The organism is Microbacterium sp. lyk4-40-TSB-66 (genome assembly GCF_030209475.1).
Lineage (GTDB): Bacteria > Actinomycetota > Actinomycetes > Actinomycetales > Microbacteriaceae > Microbacterium.
The window spans coordinates 447714-462387 of sequence record NZ_JARVRW010000003.1; the positions used below are offsets into that span (position 1 = coordinate 447714).

The 14674-nt window shown below is 68.1% G+C and carries 14 protein-coding genes; 10 read left to right on the forward strand and 4 right to left on the reverse strand.

What is annotated here, in order from left to right:
• Nucleotides 1-57: 57 nt before the first annotated feature.
• Nucleotides 58-816 (reverse strand): GntR family transcriptional regulator, encoded by a 759-nt coding sequence (locus QRO03_RS07140; RefSeq protein WP_285136824.1) that lies wholly within the window; start codon nucleotides 814-816, stop codon nucleotides 58-60.
• 130 nt (nucleotides 817-946) lie between these two features.
• Here QRO03_RS07140 and iolC point away from each other — a divergent pair, with 130 nt between their 5' ends.
• The 8 genes from iolC to QRO03_RS07180 are packed head-to-tail and all read left to right on the forward strand — an operon-like array spanning nucleotide 947 to nucleotide 10063.
• Nucleotides 947-1900 (forward strand): 5-dehydro-2-deoxygluconokinase, encoded by a 954-nt coding sequence (gene iolC, locus QRO03_RS07145; RefSeq protein WP_285136825.1) that lies wholly within the window; start codon nucleotides 947-949, stop codon nucleotides 1898-1900.
• Nucleotides 1897-2808, forward strand: a complete 912-nt coding sequence (locus QRO03_RS07150; RefSeq protein WP_285136826.1) for a class I fructose-bisphosphate aldolase — start codon at nucleotides 1897-1899, stop codon at nucleotides 2806-2808. The genes iolC and QRO03_RS07150 overlap by 4 nt, the downstream gene beginning before the upstream one ends.
• Nucleotides 2809-2823: 15 nt before the next feature.
• Nucleotides 2824-4344 carry a CoA-acylating methylmalonate-semialdehyde dehydrogenase gene (locus QRO03_RS07155; protein WP_285136827.1) on the forward strand — a complete coding sequence of 507 codons (1521 nt, stop codon included), beginning with the start codon at nucleotides 2824-2826 and terminating at the stop codon, nucleotides 4342-4344.
• Between the two features lies 1 nt (nucleotide 4345).
• Nucleotides 4346-5251 (forward strand): 5-deoxy-glucuronate isomerase, encoded by a 906-nt coding sequence (iolB, locus tag QRO03_RS07160; protein ID WP_285136828.1) that lies wholly within the window; start codon nucleotides 4346-4348, stop codon nucleotides 5249-5251.
• 17 nt (nucleotides 5252-5268) lie between these two features.
• On the forward strand, nucleotides 5269-7164 hold the full coding sequence (gene iolD / locus QRO03_RS07165) for a 3D-(3,5/4)-trihydroxycyclohexane-1,2-dione acylhydrolase (decyclizing) (RefSeq protein ID WP_285136829.1): 1896 nt from the start codon (nucleotides 5269-5271) through the stop codon (nucleotides 7162-7164).
• A gap of 30 nt (nucleotides 7165-7194) precedes the next feature.
• Nucleotides 7195-8145 (forward strand): sugar phosphate isomerase/epimerase family protein, encoded by a 951-nt coding sequence (locus QRO03_RS07170; protein ID WP_285136830.1) that lies wholly within the window; start codon nucleotides 7195-7197, stop codon nucleotides 8143-8145.
• Between the two features lie 18 nt (nucleotides 8146-8163).
• Nucleotides 8164-9177, forward strand: a complete 1014-nt coding sequence (locus QRO03_RS07175; protein WP_285136831.1) for a Gfo/Idh/MocA family protein — start codon at nucleotides 8164-8166, stop codon at nucleotides 9175-9177.
• 10 nt (nucleotides 9178-9187) lie between these two features.
• A complete protein-coding gene (locus tag QRO03_RS07180) occupies nucleotides 9188-10063 on the forward strand; it encodes a sugar phosphate isomerase/epimerase family protein (protein WP_285136832.1) in 876 nt (291 codons plus the stop codon).
• Between the two features lie 450 nt (nucleotides 10064-10513).
• On the opposite strand, the gene QRO03_RS07185 is transcribed toward QRO03_RS07180, so the two are convergent.
• Nucleotides 10514-11959 (reverse strand): sugar porter family MFS transporter, encoded by a 1446-nt coding sequence (locus QRO03_RS07185; RefSeq protein ID WP_285136833.1) that lies wholly within the window; start codon nucleotides 11957-11959, stop codon nucleotides 10514-10516.
• Between the two features lie 164 nt (nucleotides 11960-12123).
• Between QRO03_RS07185 and QRO03_RS07190 the strand changes: the two genes are divergently transcribed.
• A complete protein-coding gene (locus QRO03_RS07190) occupies nucleotides 12124-12525 on the forward strand; it encodes a tautomerase family protein (protein ID WP_285136834.1) in 402 nt (133 codons plus the stop codon).
• A gap of 164 nt (nucleotides 12526-12689) precedes the next feature.
• Here the strand turns inward: QRO03_RS07190 and QRO03_RS07195 are convergent, their stop codons facing one another.
• A complete protein-coding gene (locus tag QRO03_RS07195; protein WP_285136835.1) occupies nucleotides 12690-13724 on the reverse strand; it encodes a LacI family DNA-binding transcriptional regulator in 1035 nt (344 codons plus the stop codon).
• Nucleotides 13725-13736: 12 nt separating this feature from the next.
• Here QRO03_RS07195 and QRO03_RS07200 point away from each other — a divergent pair, with 12 nt between their 5' ends.
• Nucleotides 13737-14414 (forward strand): MFS transporter, encoded by a 678-nt coding sequence (locus QRO03_RS07200; RefSeq protein WP_285136836.1) that lies wholly within the window; start codon nucleotides 13737-13739, stop codon nucleotides 14412-14414.
• A 39-nt stretch (nucleotides 14415-14453) separates the two neighbouring features.
• On the opposite strand, the gene QRO03_RS07205 is transcribed toward QRO03_RS07200, so the two are convergent.
• Nucleotides 14454-14633, reverse strand: coding sequence for a hypothetical protein (locus QRO03_RS07205; protein WP_285136837.1), 180 nt, complete (start codon nucleotides 14631-14633; stop codon nucleotides 14454-14456).
• Nucleotides 14634-14674 lie beyond the last annotated feature (41 nt).

The following is a 14674-nucleotide window of genomic DNA, read 5'->3' on the forward strand; positions in this document are numbered from 1 at the left end:
TGAGGTGAGTCGCCCGTCTTCGTCTCCGCCGCGGTGCGTGACATCGTCCGACTGCTCCTATTTCGCGACGAGCGTCGTCTCGAAGCTGTAGCGGTCGGGGCGGTAGATGTGAAGGCCGTACTCGATGGCTCGGCCCGCGTTGTCGAACGCGGTGCGCTCCATCAGGAGTACCGGACCGTCACGGTCGATCTCGAGCAATCGGCCTTCGTCATCGTGGGCGCGTCGTGCGCCGATACGCTGATTGGCCACCCGGATGGTCACGCCGCGCGCCCGGAGTATCTGGTAAAGGCCACGCTCTTGCAGCTCTTCGCGCGTGAGGTCCGTGACGTCGGCGGGGAAGTAGTTCTGGAGGATCGCCACCGGTGAATCGTCCGCAGTACGCAGCCGGCGGATGTGGAGGACGTCGGCTCCCTCGGCTAGCCCGAGGTGTTCGGCGACGTTGGCAGGCGCAGGGATGACTTCGTGTTCGAGGACCGATGTCCCCGGCGTGTGATGCGTCTGTTGGAGGTCGTCGAACAGGCTCGTGAGCTCCACCTGGCGGGTCACCTGGCCCTGCACCACTTGGGTGCCGATGCCGCGCCTGCGAACGAGCAAGCCGCGGTCCACGAGCTCTTGGATCGCGCGCCGGATGGTCGGGCGGGACAAGCCGAGGCGCTCGCCGATGGCGATCTCGTTCTCGAGGCGCGCCCCCTGCGGAATCTCGCCGGAACGAATCGCCGCCTCCAGTCGCGACGAGACCTGAAAGTAGAGCGGTATGGGGCCGTTGCGGTCGATGTCGTCGAAAAGCCGGTCGGGCCAGTGCACCTCGTTGCTCACAGTCGCTCCCTTGTTCCGACAATGTTACATCGTCGAAAAATCGCATCTCTGCATCGCCCCCATTGCGGTTGACCACCCATGTGTTATTGTTAGGACATAAGCCTCGACACAGGAAGTTGTACAGCGGAGTATGACCAAACGCACTTACGACGTGGTCGTCATGGGACGACTCGGCGTCGACATCTATCCCCTCCAGGACGGCGTGGGGCTTGAAGAGGTCTCCACGTTCGGCAAGTACTTGGGCGGCAGTGCGGCCAATGTCGCGGTCGCCGCCGCGCGGTACCGCCACGACGTCGCGCTCGTCTCGCGGACGGGCGACGACCCTTTCGGACGATACCTGCACCGCGAACTGCGGCGGCTGGGCGTCGACGACGCCGCGGTGGCGGTCGACGAGCGGTACCCCACGCCGGTGACCTTCTGCGAGATCTTCCCACCCGACGATTTCCCTCTCTACTTCTACCGCGAGCCGAAGGCGCCTGATCTCAACATCTCGTCGGACCAGCTCGACGACATCGACCTCGAGGCCGCGCGCATCGTGTGGGCCACGGTGACGGGCCTGTCCCAGGAGCCGAGCTACGGCACCCACCTCGCGGCGTGGGCTCGCCGTGGCCGGAGCGAACACACCGTCCTCGATCTGGACTACCGGCCGATGTTCTGGGAGTCCCCGGCGGAAGCGTCCCGGCGTGTCTCGGAGGCTCTGCAGCACGTGACGGTCGCCGTCGGAAACCGCGAAGAGTGCGAGGTCGCCGTCGGCGAGACGGACCCGCATCGGGCGGCCGATGCGCTGCTCGAGCGAGGCGTCGCCCTTGCCGTCGTCAAGCAGGGCCCCCGCGGGGTGCTCGCGAAGACGGCCGAGCAGTCGGTCGAGGTCCCGCCGTACTTCGTCGACGTCGTCAACGGTCTCGGTGCCGGCGACGCCTTCGGCGGGGCGTTGTGTCATGGGCTTCTCTCCGGCTGGGACCTCGAGCGCATCCTCCGCTTCGCGAACGTCGCCGGGGCCATCGTCGCGTCGCGGCGCGAGTGTTCCACGGCCATGCCCGATGCGGCCGAGGTCATGACCCATCTCGAGGAGGCCCGCCGATGAACGGCATCACCTTGACCGCCGATGACTTCGAGCGTCTGCGCGACATCCGCGCGTCGCGTCCCGCCCTCATCACCCAGTCGCTCGCGGGTCGGGCGCACCGTGATCTGCTCGGCGTCGACGGGCGATTGTTCATCGTTGCAGCCGATCACCCGGCTCGAGGCGCCCTGGGGGTGGGATCGGACTCGACCGCCATGGCCGACCGGTACCTGCTGCTGGACCGTCTCGCCACAGCACTCGCTCGACCGGGGGTGGACGGAGTGCTGGGGACCCCGGACATCATCGACGATCTCGCCGCGCTCGGACTGCTCGAGGGCAAGATCGTCGTCGGGTCGATGAACCGCGGGGGCCTGCGTGGCGCGTCCTTCGAAATGGACGACCGCTACGGCGCCTACACGGTGGATGCCATGGTGGGGGCCGGCATCGACTTCGCCAAGACGCTCGTGCGCATCAATCTCTCCGACGCCGGCACCGCGGCGACCCTGCAGGCGACCGCCGATGCCGTGACGCGCGCATCGGCTTCTCAGCTGCCGATCATGCTGGAGCCGTTCATGAGCACCTGGTCGGACGGGCGAATCGTGAACGACCTGTCGACGGATGCCGTCATCCTCTCCGTGGCCATCGCGGCGGGCCTCGGCGCGTCGTCGGCGTACACGTGGATGAAGCTCCCCGTCGTCGATGACATGGAACGCGTCATGGCGTCGACCACCCTCCCCACGTTGCTGTTGGGAGGGGATGCGGGCGTCGACCCCGACGAGACTTTCGCGTCGTGGGAGGACGCGCTGACGCTGCCGGGCGTGCGCGGCCTGACGGTCGGTCGAACCCTTCTCTATCCGCCTGACGGTGACGTCGCGCGCGCCGTGGACGCCGCAGCCGCGCTCGTACATCCGACACTCACCGTTTCCGCCTGACTTCGAGGACCACCAATGAGCATCATCGACACCCGCACCGTCTCGCACTGGATCGACGGGGAAGAGCGACAGTCCACGAGCGGTCGCACCGCACCCGTTTACAACCCCGCCACGGGCGTCATCCAAGCCCACGTCGCGCTCGCGGACCAGAACGAGATCGACGAAGCGATCGAGTCTGCGCGCCGTGGATTCGACGTATGGAGTCGATACTCCGTCGCCCGCCGTCAGACCGTGCTCTTCGCGTTCCGCGAGCTGCTGAACGCACGCAAGGGGGAGCTGGCCGACATCATCACGGCCGAACACGGGAAGGTCCGCTCCGATGCGATGGGCGAGATCCTCCGCGGCCAGGAGGTCGTGGAACTCGCCACCGGGTTCCCCCACCTCATCAAGGGCGCCTACAGCGAGAACGCCTCGAACGGCGTCGACGTCTACTCGTTGAAGCAGCCGCTCGGGGTGGTCGGTGTCATCAGCCCGTTCAACTTCCCCGCGATGGTGCCGATGTGGTTCTTCCCCGTCGCCATCGCCGCCGGCAACGCGGTGGTCCTCAAGCCCAGCGAGAAGGATCCTTCCGCAGCACTGTGGCTCGCCCGACTGTGGAAGGAAGCCGGCCTCCCCGACGGCGTGTTCACCGTGCTCCAGGGTGACAAGCTCGCCGTCGACGGCCTGTTGAACAGCCCCGTCGTGCAGTCGATCTCGTTCGTCGGCTCGACCCCCATCGCGCAGTACATCTATGAGACGGCCGCGAAGAACGGCAAGCGCGTGCAGGCTCTGGGCGGGGCGAAGAACCACATGCTGGTGTTGCCGGATGCCGACCTCGACCTCGTCGCCGACTCCGCCGTCAACGCCGGCTTCGGCGCCGCGGGCGAGCGCTGCATGGCGATCTCGGTCGTGCTCGCCGTGGAGCCCGTCGCCGATGACCTCATCGGGAAGATCGCCGATCGGATCGCGACGCTGCGCATCGGTGCCGGAGCGGGTGTCGACGGGATCGAACCCGACATGGGACCCCTGATCACGGACGTGCACCGCGACAAGGTCTCGTCCTATGTCGACATCGCCGAGAGCGACGGCGCGAAGGTCATCGTCGACGGCCGCGGTTACAGCGTGGCCGGCCACGAGGACGGCTTCTTCTTCGGGCCGACCCTGCTCGACCGGGTACCGACCACTTCCCGCGCGTACACCGAGGAGATCTTCGGACCGGTGCTCTCCGTCGTGCGCGTGGCCTCGTACGACGAGGGGCTGGAGCTGATCAACAGCGGCGAGTTCGGCAACGGCACCGCCATCTTCACCAACGACGGAGGAGCCGCCCGCCGGTTCCAGAACGAGGTGCAGGTCGGCATGATCGGCATCAACGTGCCCATCCCCGTCCCCGTGGCGTACCACTCGTTCGGCGGCTGGAAGAAGAGCCTCTTCGGCGACGCCAAGGCGTACGGCGTGCACGGCTTCGACTTCTTCACCCGCGAGAAGGCCGTGACCAGCCGCTGGCTCGACCCCGCCACCCACGGCGGCATCAACCTCGGCTTCCCCCAGAACAACTGAGATGAGCAGCGACCCTCAGCGCTGGCTCCACCGCCGCGGAGATCTTCGACGACCCGGATGGGTGAGCGTCGTCGACGACTCGCTCCCCGGCTGGCAGTACACCGGTGTCCGAATCGGTGAACTGCGCGAGCACGACGCGGTCGAGCTGTCGGAGAGAGGTGTCGAGCGCATCGTCGTGCCGCTCTCCGGCTCGTTCGTCGTCACCCACCGTCATCACCCCGGTGAATGGCACACGCGGCTTCACGGTCGGCGTTCCGTGTTCGAGGGGCCGACCGATGTGCTCTATCTGCCGACGGGGACCACGGCCATCGTGGAGGGCGAGGGCCGGTTCGCGGTCGCGGAGGCCCCGACGAACGAGGCACGGCCGTGGCAGTACATCCCCGCCGCGCAGACCCCCGTCGAACTCCGGGGTGCGGGGCGCTCCAGCCGGCAGGTGCACAACTTCGGAACCCCCGAGAGCCTGGATGCCGCGCGCCTGATCGTCTGCGAAGTGATCACCCCCGCCGAGAACTGGTCGTCCTACCCGCCGCACAAGCACGACGAACATGTGCCCGGTCACGAATCGCGTCTCGAGGAGATCTACTACTTCGAGTCCGCCCCCGTGCGGGGAGGTCGGGGCGAGGACGCGTTCGGGATGTTCAGCACCTACTCCTCTCCGGCGGGTGAGATCGACATCAACGCCCGCGTGGGGACCGGCGACATCGCCCTCGTGCCCTACGGATACCACGGTCCGGCCGTTGCCGCTCCGGGGTACGACCTCTACTACCTGAACGTCATGGCCGGTCCTGACCCGGAGCGGCAATGGCGTATCAGCGACGACCCCGCGCACGCGTGGGTGCGCGAGACCTGGACCGGACAGGCGTTCGACGACCGCCTTCCCTACACGAACGAGCAAGGACGACAGTGATGTCAGCAACGAGACGGATGACCGTCAGCCAGGCGCTCATCGAGTTCCTCGCAAACCAGTGGACCGTCGACGGTGAAATCCGCGAGCGGACCATCCCCGGGATGTTCGGCATCTTCGGACATGGCAATGTCGCCGGCATCGGCCAGGCACTGAAGCAGGCGAATGTCGACCACCCCGATCTGATGCCCTACCACCAGGCCCGCAACGAGCAGGCCATGGTGCATCAGTCCGTCGGCTTCGCGCGCATGCACCGCCGTCGTGCCACCTTCGCCTCGGCGGCATCCGTCGGCCCCGGCGCGGCGAACATGCTGACCGGTGCCGCGCTGGCCACGACGAACCGCCTCCCGGCCCTCCTCCTGCCCAGCGACACCTTCGCCACGCGGGTGGCCGACCCGGTGCTCCAACAGTTGGAGCAGCCGTGGGACATCGGTCTCACCGTGAACGACGCGTTCCGTCCGCTCTCGCGTTTCTTCGACAGGGTCCAGCGGCCCGAGCAGTTGTTCTCCATCGCGCTCGCGGCCATGCGGGTGCTGACCGACCCCGCCGAAACGGGTGCCGTCACCATCTCGCTCCCCGAGGACGTGCAAGCCGAGGCGCTCGAGGTGCCCGTGGAGTTCCTGCAGGAGCGTGAATGGCACATCCGTCGCCCGCTGCCGGAACGCGGCCCGCTCGCCCGCGCCGTCTCCGTCATCCGCGGGGCCAAGGCACCGCTGATCGTCGCCGGCGGGGGAGTGCTCTACTCCGGCGCGGAGGACGTGCTGCGCGAACTCGTCGAGGCGACCGGTATCCCCGTGGGTACATCCCAAGCCGGCGGCGGGGTGCTCGCATGGGACCACCCGCAGAACCTCGGGGGGATCGGCGCGACCGGAACCCTCGCGGCGAACCGCGCCGCCGCCGAGGCCGACGTGATCATCGGTATCGGGACCCGCTACAGCGACTTCACGACCGCGTCGCGAACCGCTTTCCAGAACCCCGCCGTCACCTTCGTCAACATCAATGTCGCCGCCTTCGACGCGTACAAGCACGGAAGCCAGGTGGCTGTCGTCGCAGACGCCCGTGAGGCGCTCGCCCAGCTGCTCGTCGAGCTCGCGGGATACAAGGTGTCGGCCGAGTTCTCGACCCGCACGGCCCGAGAGAAGAGTGCGTGGGACGCCGCGGTCGATCGGGCGTTCGAACCGTCTCAGCGCGCGCTTCCCGGCCAGCCGGAGATCATCGGCGCGGTTCAGCGTGCCAGCGGTCCTCGAGACGTCGTCGTACAGGCTGCCGGTTCGCTTCCCGGCGATCTGCACAAGCTGTGGCGGGTCCGCGACCCACTCGGGTACCACGTCGAGTACGCCTTCAGCTGCATGGGGTACGAGATCGCCGGAGGGCTGGGGGCAAAGCGTGGACTGCTCGCGGACGGCGACGACCGCGACGTCATCGTCATGGTCGGCGACGGGTCGTACTTGATGCTGAACACCGAACTGGTAACGGCCGTCGCGGAGGGCATCAAGCTCATCGTCGTGCTGATCCAGAATCACGGGTACGCCTCCATCGGGCATCTGTCCGAGACCGTCGGCTCCGAGCGCTTCGGCACCTGGTACCGCACATACGACACCGATGCGCGCAACTTCCAAGGCGACGAGGTGCTCCCCGTCGATCTGGCGGCCAACGCCCGCAGCTACGGTCTCGACGTGGTCGAGATCGAGCCTGGTCCGCGGTCGATCGACGACCTGTCCGCGGCGCTGGTGGCGGCGAAGGCATCGACGGCCTCGACGTTCATCCACATCAACAGCGACCCGCTCATCTACGCCCCTGACGGTGATGGCTGGTGGGACGTGCCCGTGCCGCAGGTGTCCACCCTCGACAGCACCCAGCGCGCGCGCGCCGAGTACGAGCAGAAGCAGACCCGCCAGCGTCCGCTGCTGGGCTGATCCCGCACCCTTCACTCACCGGAGAGAGACATGAACGACATCGACAACACCGCCGCTCGCGCCGTCGCCGGCGACAACCCCGGCCTCCGCATCGGCACGGCCCCCGACTCCTGGGGGGTATGGTTCCCGGACGACCCGAACCAGGTGCCGTGGCGACGCTTCCTCGACGAGGTCGTGGCCGCGGGGTACTCCTGGATCGAACTGGGACCGTACGGATACCTCCCCACAGACCCGCATCAGCTCGAGGACGAGCTGGGCTCGCGCGGCCTGAAGCTGTCGGCGGGCACCGTGTTCACCGGCTTCCACAAGGGCGACGACCAGTGGCAGCGCGCATGGGACCAGGCGCTGGCCGTGGCAGGACTGGCGTCCACGCTCGGCGCCGAGCACCTCGTCGTCATCCCGGACCTGTGGCGCAGTGACGCCACGAGCGAGGTGCTCGAGGCGCGCACTCTCGACGACGATCAGTGGAGCAAGCTCGCGGCCGGCCACGACCGACTCGGTAAGGCGCTGCTCGAGGAGTTCGGCGTCAAGCAGCAGTTCCACTCGCACGCCGACAGTCATGTCGGTACGACCCGCGAGGTGCTGCGGTTCCTCGATGAGACCGACCCGCGCTACACGAACCTGTGCTTGGACACCGGCCACTTCGCGTACTACGGCGGCGACAACGTCAAGCTCATCCAGGACCGTCCCGATCGCATCGGCTACCTGCACCTCAAGCAAGTGGACACGTCGCTCCTGTTCGACGTCCTCAAGAACGACGTCCCGTTCGCGGATGCCGTCACCCAGGGCATCATGGTCGAGCCACCGCACGGCGTGCCGGATCTCGCTCCGATCATCGACGCGGTCGCGGCCATCGATCCCGACATCTTCGCCATCGTGGAGCAGGACATGTACGGGTGCGATGTCGACCGCCCCTTCCCCATCGCCCAGCGCACCCGCGAGCACATCTTCGGCTGCACGCACCTCGCGCGCATCCACTGATCACAGGAGCATCAAGACATGAGCCAGGACCTCCGTGTCGGCGTCGTCGGCGCCGGCCTCATGGGCGCCGACCACATCGCCCGCATCACGCATCGCATCAGCGGAGCCGTCGTCTCCGCGGTCGTCGAGCCCGACGCCCAGCGCGCGGCGTCGGCGGCCGAGAGGGCCCCCGGTGCTGCCACCTTCGCCCGGATCGAGGATGCCATCGACGCCGGTGCCGTGGACGCCGTCCTCATCGCCGTTCCCGGGCCCTTCCACGCACCGGTCCTCGTGCCAGCGCTGGAGGCGGGGCTGCCGATCCTCTGCGAGAAGCCCCTTACGCCCGACTCCGCATCGTCTGCGCGGATCCTGGACCTGGAGCAGAAGCTCGACCGCCCGCACATCCAGGTGGGTTTCATGCGCCGCTTCGACCCGGAGTACGCCGCGCTGCGCGAGCTGATCGTCTCCGGCGACGCGGGTGAGCTGGTGATGGTGCGTGGTGTTCACCGCAATGCCACCGTGCCGGACTCGTACACCCAGACCATGCTCATCACCGACTCCGTCGTCCACGAGTTCGACGTGGTGCCGTGGCTGGCGGGCTCGCCCATCAGGACCGTCGAGGTGAAGTACCCGCGCCGCAACACGCTCACCCCCGCGCACCTGCGCGAGCCGATCCTGGTTCTCATGGAACTCGAGAACGGCGTGCTCGTCGACGTGGAGATGAACGTCAGCGTGCAGTTCGGGTATCAGGTGGGCACGGAGGCGGTCTTCGAGAAGGGCATCGCCCGCATCGGACAACCGTCCGGTCTCCAGCAGTGGGGTGACGGCCGGTTCACGGTGCAGGATCACACCAGTTTCACCACGCGTTTCGCCACGGCGTACGACCAGCAGATCCAGCGCTGGGTGAACGCGGTGCGTGACGGCCGCCTGGTCGACGGTCCCACCGCCTGGGACGGTTACCTCGTCGCGCTGGCGTGCGAGGCTGGGGTGAAGGCTCTCGACGGCGGGGTCGTCGAGGTCGAGTCCGCCGAACGCCCGGCGTTCTACGCCTGAGGAGGCTCACATGGTCCGGATCGCACTCGACCCCACGCCGTGGCATCATTCTCACTCGCTGCTGGAGTTCCCCGACGTCGCGGCACGCCTGGGCTTCGAGCACCTGCAGCTCACGCCCCATGCGGACTTCGCGCCGTTCTTCCGTCACCCGAAGGCGGATGACGACCTCGTCCGTGCTCTGAGGAAACGGGCAGCGGACGCGGGGGTGACGATTCCCGCCCTCCTGCCGGTGCAGCGAATCTCCTCACCCGATGAACGTCTCCGCGTGGCGGCGGTTCGCAACCTCACGCGTGTCATCGAGCTCGCGGTGGAACTGGGCGTGCCCGTCATCAACACGGAGTTCTCCGGCCGTCCGGAACTGCCGGAGGAGTCCGAGGACGCGTTCTACCGGTCCTTCGAGCAGTTGCTGCCCCTCATCGAACGTGAGGGTGTGCGGCTGAACATCGACCCGCACCCCGATGACTTCGTCGAGGATGGTCTCGACGCGTGGCGCGTCATCCGGGGACTGAATTCGCCCTCGGTCGGTTTCGTCTACGTGGCCTCGCACACCTTCCACATGGGAGATCGGGCACGCACCCTCATCCCCGAGCTGGGAAACCGCCTCGGCACGGTCTACGCGGCCGATACGTTCGACCACCGGCGTTCGCACGGTCTGCGCTACATCTCCAACCCGCCTGGCAACACCGCTCGCGTGCACCAGCACCTCAACATCGGTGACGGCGACGTCGATTGGACCGAACTGTTCGGAGCGCTCCGATCCAGCGGATTCCTCGAGCGGGAGGACGCACTGATCGTCTCGAACGTCTTCGCGGAGGACGAGGATGCCGACGCGTCCGCGCGCCACCAGCTGTCGCGCCTCCGAGAACTTGTCGGAGGACATTCCTGAACCGCACATCGACGCGCCCCCACCCGGAACGGGTGGGGGCGCGTTCGTGTGGGCGGCTGAGCGGAGAGGGCCGAGGTCTCGCGCACGCGAGGTGTCGTTCGCGATATCGATCGGCGTGTGGCGTCGATCGAGCGTGCCATCTGGTGGCTTGAGCTCGCCGTCGGCCGCCCACCCCGGTCGTGACGGTCCCGCAGAGGTGACCGGTCGGTCTGCGCCGCCTTTCGACGGTCGGTGTGCGCGGGCCGTCGACGATCGAGCGGGGCGAACCGGGTCGCTCCTCGTCGGGCCTCCGCGATGCGCAGACCGGGCGCGGCGCGCCGCCCGTGCGCAGCGATGCGGCCCGCCCCCGGAAGGAGACGGGCCGCGATGCGCAGACCGGGCGCGGTGCGCCGCCCGTGCGCAGCGGTGCGGCCCGCCCCCGGAAGGAGACGGGCCGCACCGGAGTCGGAATCAGCGTGCGCCGGTGAGACGTTCGCGCCGTGTGAGCGTACGGATGGATTGGGTCCGGAAGTCCGTCTCGAGCGTTTCGAGACTGCGTCCCTTCGTCTCCGGAACGGTTCGGATGACGAAGACGAGCGAGATGACGTTCACCGCGGCGAAGAGGGCGAAGGTCCAGGTGGAGCCGATGCCCTCGACGATGATCGGGAAGACGTAGGAGATGGTGGCGTTGACCGTCCAGAGCACGAAGACCGCCAGTCCCATCGCCAACCCGCGGATGGCGAGCGGGAAGATCTCGCTCAAGAGCAGCCACACCACGGTGCCGATGAAACCCTGCACGAAGGCGACGAACAACATCATGGCGGCCAGGATGACGTAGCTCACCGTGTCCGAAGGGGGAAGCAGGAACACCAGCGAGAGGACCACCTGGGCTCCGACGACTCCACTGAATCCGATCATGAGCATCCTTCGTCGGCCGACGAAGCCGAGCAGCCAGATCCCGACGATGGTCATGGTCACGCTGGTGAGGCCGATGCCGATGGTCGCGATCAGGGCTGCTTGATCGCCGAGGCCCGTCTGCGTGAGGATACTCGGTGCGTAGTAGTTGACCGTATTGATGCCCGTCGCCTGCTGCACCGCGGCAAGGCCGAAGCCGATGTAGAGCAGGCGGCGCATCCACCGGTTCTCGCGCAGAGCCCTCCACGCGTGCCGGCGGGCGTTGCCCTCGACCTCGGTCGTCTGCACGATCTCGGCCATCTCCGCTTCCAGTTCATCGGCGCTGCGACTGCGTGACAGCACTCGGCGAGCCTCGTCGAGGCGGCCGCGGGCGGCGAACCACCGGGGCGATTCCGGGAGGACGACCATGCCGATGAGAAGGATGATGGCCGGAACGCTGGCGACACCCAGCATGATGCGCCAGACGTGGGTATCCGAGATCACCACAGCGAGCAGGGCGTTGATCGCGAAGGCGAGGAGCTGACCGGTCACGATCATCAGCTCGTTGATGGTGACCATCCGGCCCCGTCGATCAGCGGGGGCCATCTCCGCCAGGTAGAGGGGGCACGCCACGGCAGCGGCGCCGACACCGAAGCCGAGGAAGATGCGTGCGATGACCATGAGCGCGACGTCTGGTGCCAGCGCGCAGCCGATGGCGCCGATGAGGAAGATGGCCGCGCACACGAGCAGACTGCGCTTCCGTCCGAGCGCGTCCGCGATGCGTCCGCCGAGCAGCGCACCGAAGGCCGCGCCGGGGAAGAGGAGTGAGCTGACGACCCATGCTTCCTCGGAGGTCGACATGGCGAGGTCGTCCCGCATGTAGAGCAGGGCGCCCGAGATCACACCCGTGTCGTATCCGAACAGGAGTCCACCGAGCGTCGAGATGATGGTCAGACGGGTCAGGAACCCCTTGAACCCGGGTGGTCGGCGATCAGCCGGTGTGATGGTGCTGGCGTGCGACACGAAGACGCTCCTTTGCGTTGGCGGCAGCGAAGCTGCGGTGCGGCAGTGCAGATCAGACGCAAGGAGCGTCATGTCAGGACATACTGCCATACGTACGAACAACCCGCTAGTATGTGAACAAGCAACATCGTATGTCACATTGTCAGAACAAATTAAGGAGCCCCATGCCTCTCGTTCGCATCGACCACAGCACTGCCCGCACGAACTCGACGGAGATCGCCCAGGCCGTCCACAAGGCCATCGTCGACGTGTACGCGATCCCCGATCGCGACCGGTTCCAGGTGATCACCTCCCGCGATGCGAACAGCATCATCGCGGAAGACGCCGGCTTGGGCTTCGATCGCATCGATCCCGTCATCATTCAGATCTTCACCCAGCGCGGGCGGACCGACGACGCCAAGCAGAAGCTGTACGCCCGCATCGCCGCGGAGCTCGAGGAAGTGGGCGTCGCCGGTGTCGACGTCTTCATCGGGTACGTCGAGAACGGACCGCAGGACTGGTCATTCGGTTTCGGGCGCGCTCAATACATGACGGGCGAGCTGGCGGTCCCCGCGGGCCGCGGTTGACGGCGACCGGACGACGGGCGATGCACTCCGCTCCCGCCCGTGACGGAGACTAACGACGGCGTGCGGGTGGTGCCGAGGATCGATGGGGCGGGGACCTCTACCGGGCGGACGACCGTCGCCAACCGCCCCTCACCCGCCGCGCCTGATTCCTCTCGACCACGGCGTCAGCCGATGCGGCGGATCTGCGCCTCGGCCGACGGGGCGGCCGTGCTCTCGCGCACGACCAGTTGCGGCCGCTCCGACGAGAAGCGGCGGCCCGTCTCACCGGCGATCTCGTTCAGGAGCAGCTGGAGTCCCCGTCGGCCGAGGCCGGCGAAGTCCTGATCGACCGTCGTCAGGGGCGGGCTCCACAGCGCTGCGAGGGGATGATCGTCGAAGCCGGCGACCGAGATGTCGTCGGGAACCCGGCGGCCCGCCGCGACGATGCCGCGGATGACCCCCATGGCGATCTCGTCGTTGCCGCAGAAGACCGCGGTGACCGTGGGGTCTTCGGCGAGGCGGCGGCCGATCTCGATACCCGAGCGCGGATCCCACGTCGCGTCGCTGAGCGGGGGGACCACCGCCGCGCGCCGCTTCAGCGCTCGCCGCCAGCCGGTGGTGCGACCGTCCTCGCGGCGGGAAGGGGGCACGCGCACGTGGTGCACGGTCGCGTGGCCGAGGTCGAGCAGATGGTCGGTGAGCTCTTCGGCGGCGCGGGCTTCGTCGAGGACAGCCTGCCGCAGCCCCGGCTCGCGCACGCCCGAGAGGGCCACCAGCGGCAGAGACGTCGGGATGCGATGCAGCGCCGCCACCCCCGGAGGGTCGAACTTCAACACGCAGACGCCGGCGAGGGGTTGGGCGAGGGTCGCGGCGATGGCGCGGTCGATCTCCGCCTCGTCGGTGCTCTCGACGACGGTGATCATGACCGTGTAGTCCTCGGCGCGAGCCGCTTCCTCGATGCCCCGGATGGTCTCGGCGTAGCCGTACTGCGACGTGTCGCCGGCGATGACGGCGATGACCTGGGCCTTCCGCGAGGCGAGGACCCGCGCAGCGGCGCTCGGGCGGAAATCGAGCGCCGCGATGGCCGCCTCGACCGCTTCGCGTTTGCCCGTGCTGACCTTCGCCGCGCCCGTGAGCACCCGCGAGACCGTCGGCACCGAGACCCCCGCCCGCGCAGCCACGTCGGCGATGGTCGCCGGTTTGGTGCGGGGGGTGTCCATCGTGCTCCGTCCGTGCTCGCCACCGTCGCCGCGATCGCCACCGCGTGGCGGGTGCCCGCGCTCCCCGTGCTTCCGAAGCAGCGCGTCACCGTGATCGAGTTGTTCCGTCAGTCGACCGCGGCAGCGTTCCTCGGGCCGGTCATCCTTCTCGCCGTCGCCACCTCCGCCCTCGGGATCGCCGTCGGATTCTTCCCGCTCATCGCCGCGCAGCTCGGGGTGAACCCCATCGTGGGAATGGGGATCGTCAGCGTCACGGCGGTGGTCTCGGCCGTCATCCAGCCGCGCATCGGGCGGATGCACGACGTCGCCGCCCACCGAACCGGCGCACTCATGGTGGCGGGAGCCGCCACCCTCGTGCTCGCGCTCGTCCTCCCGGCTCTCGTGCCCGCGTTCGCGGTCCTGATCGCGGCGGCGGCCCTGGTCGGTGTCGGCGTGGGTGTCATCACGCCCCTGGGCTTCGCCCGTCTGGCCGCCACCACTCCGCCCGACCGCATGGGACGCACGATGGGCAGCGCCGAACTCGGCCGTGAGATCGGCGATGCCGGTGGCCCGATCCTGGTGGGCGCCGTCGCCGCCGCGGCGAGTCTCCCGCTCGCCCTCGTCGTCGCCGCCGTCGCGACCGCCGCTTCGGCGGCACTGGGGTCGACGCTGACCCGTCGAAAGGCGCCCGCGCCGCAACGCGACGACTGATCGACGCGATCGCCGGCGATCACGCCTCGCGCACGCGCCTCACTCGAGGACGAAGGCGCGACCGTTGATGAACAACGTGTCGGGCTCCGCGGCATCCATCTGGAAGACGGCGCTGCTTTCGACCTCGGCCTGCTCCCAGGCCATCAGTCCCACGGGGGCGACGGCGGATGTGACGAGGAGGCCTCGGGCGAGGACGGAGAGAATCTGTCGACGGGTCATCGGGAATCCTTCTCGAAGCCGTCGACGTCGACGGCCCCTTC

Bases quoted from the DNA above. Each gene is read 5' to 3' on its own strand.
- iolC (WP_285136825.1), top strand. From the start codon at position 947: ATGACCAAACGCACTTACGACGTGGTCGTCATGGGACGACTCGGCGTC.
- QRO03_RS07150 (WP_285136826.1), top strand. From the start codon at position 1,897: ATGAACGGCATCACCTTGACCGCCGATGACTTCGAGCGTCTGCGCGAC.
- QRO03_RS07155 (WP_285136827.1), top strand. From the start codon at position 2,824: ATGAGCATCATCGACACCCGCACCGTCTCGCACTGGATCGACGGGGAA.
- iolB (WP_285136828.1), top strand. From the start codon at position 4,346: ATGAGCAGCGACCCTCAGCGCTGGCTCCACCGCCGCGGAGATCTTCGA.
- iolD (WP_285136829.1), top strand. From the start codon at position 5,269: ATGACCGTCAGCCAGGCGCTCATCGAGTTCCTCGCAAACCAGTGGACC.
- QRO03_RS07170 (WP_285136830.1), top strand. From the start codon at position 7,195: ATGAACGACATCGACAACACCGCCGCTCGCGCCGTCGCCGGCGACAAC.
- QRO03_RS07175 (WP_285136831.1), top strand. From the start codon at position 8,164: ATGAGCCAGGACCTCCGTGTCGGCGTCGTCGGCGCCGGCCTCATGGGC.
- QRO03_RS07180 (WP_285136832.1), top strand. From the start codon at position 9,188: ATGGTCCGGATCGCACTCGACCCCACGCCGTGGCATCATTCTCACTCG.
- QRO03_RS07190 (WP_285136834.1), top strand. From the start codon at position 12,124: ATGCCTCTCGTTCGCATCGACCACAGCACTGCCCGCACGAACTCGACG.
- QRO03_RS07195 (WP_285136835.1), bottom strand. From the start codon at position 13,724: ATGGACACCCCCCGCACCAAACCGGCGACCATCGCCGACGTGGCTGCG.
- QRO03_RS07205 (WP_285136837.1), bottom strand. From the start codon at position 14,633: ATGACCCGTCGACAGATTCTCTCCGTCCTCGCCCGAGGCCTCCTCGTC.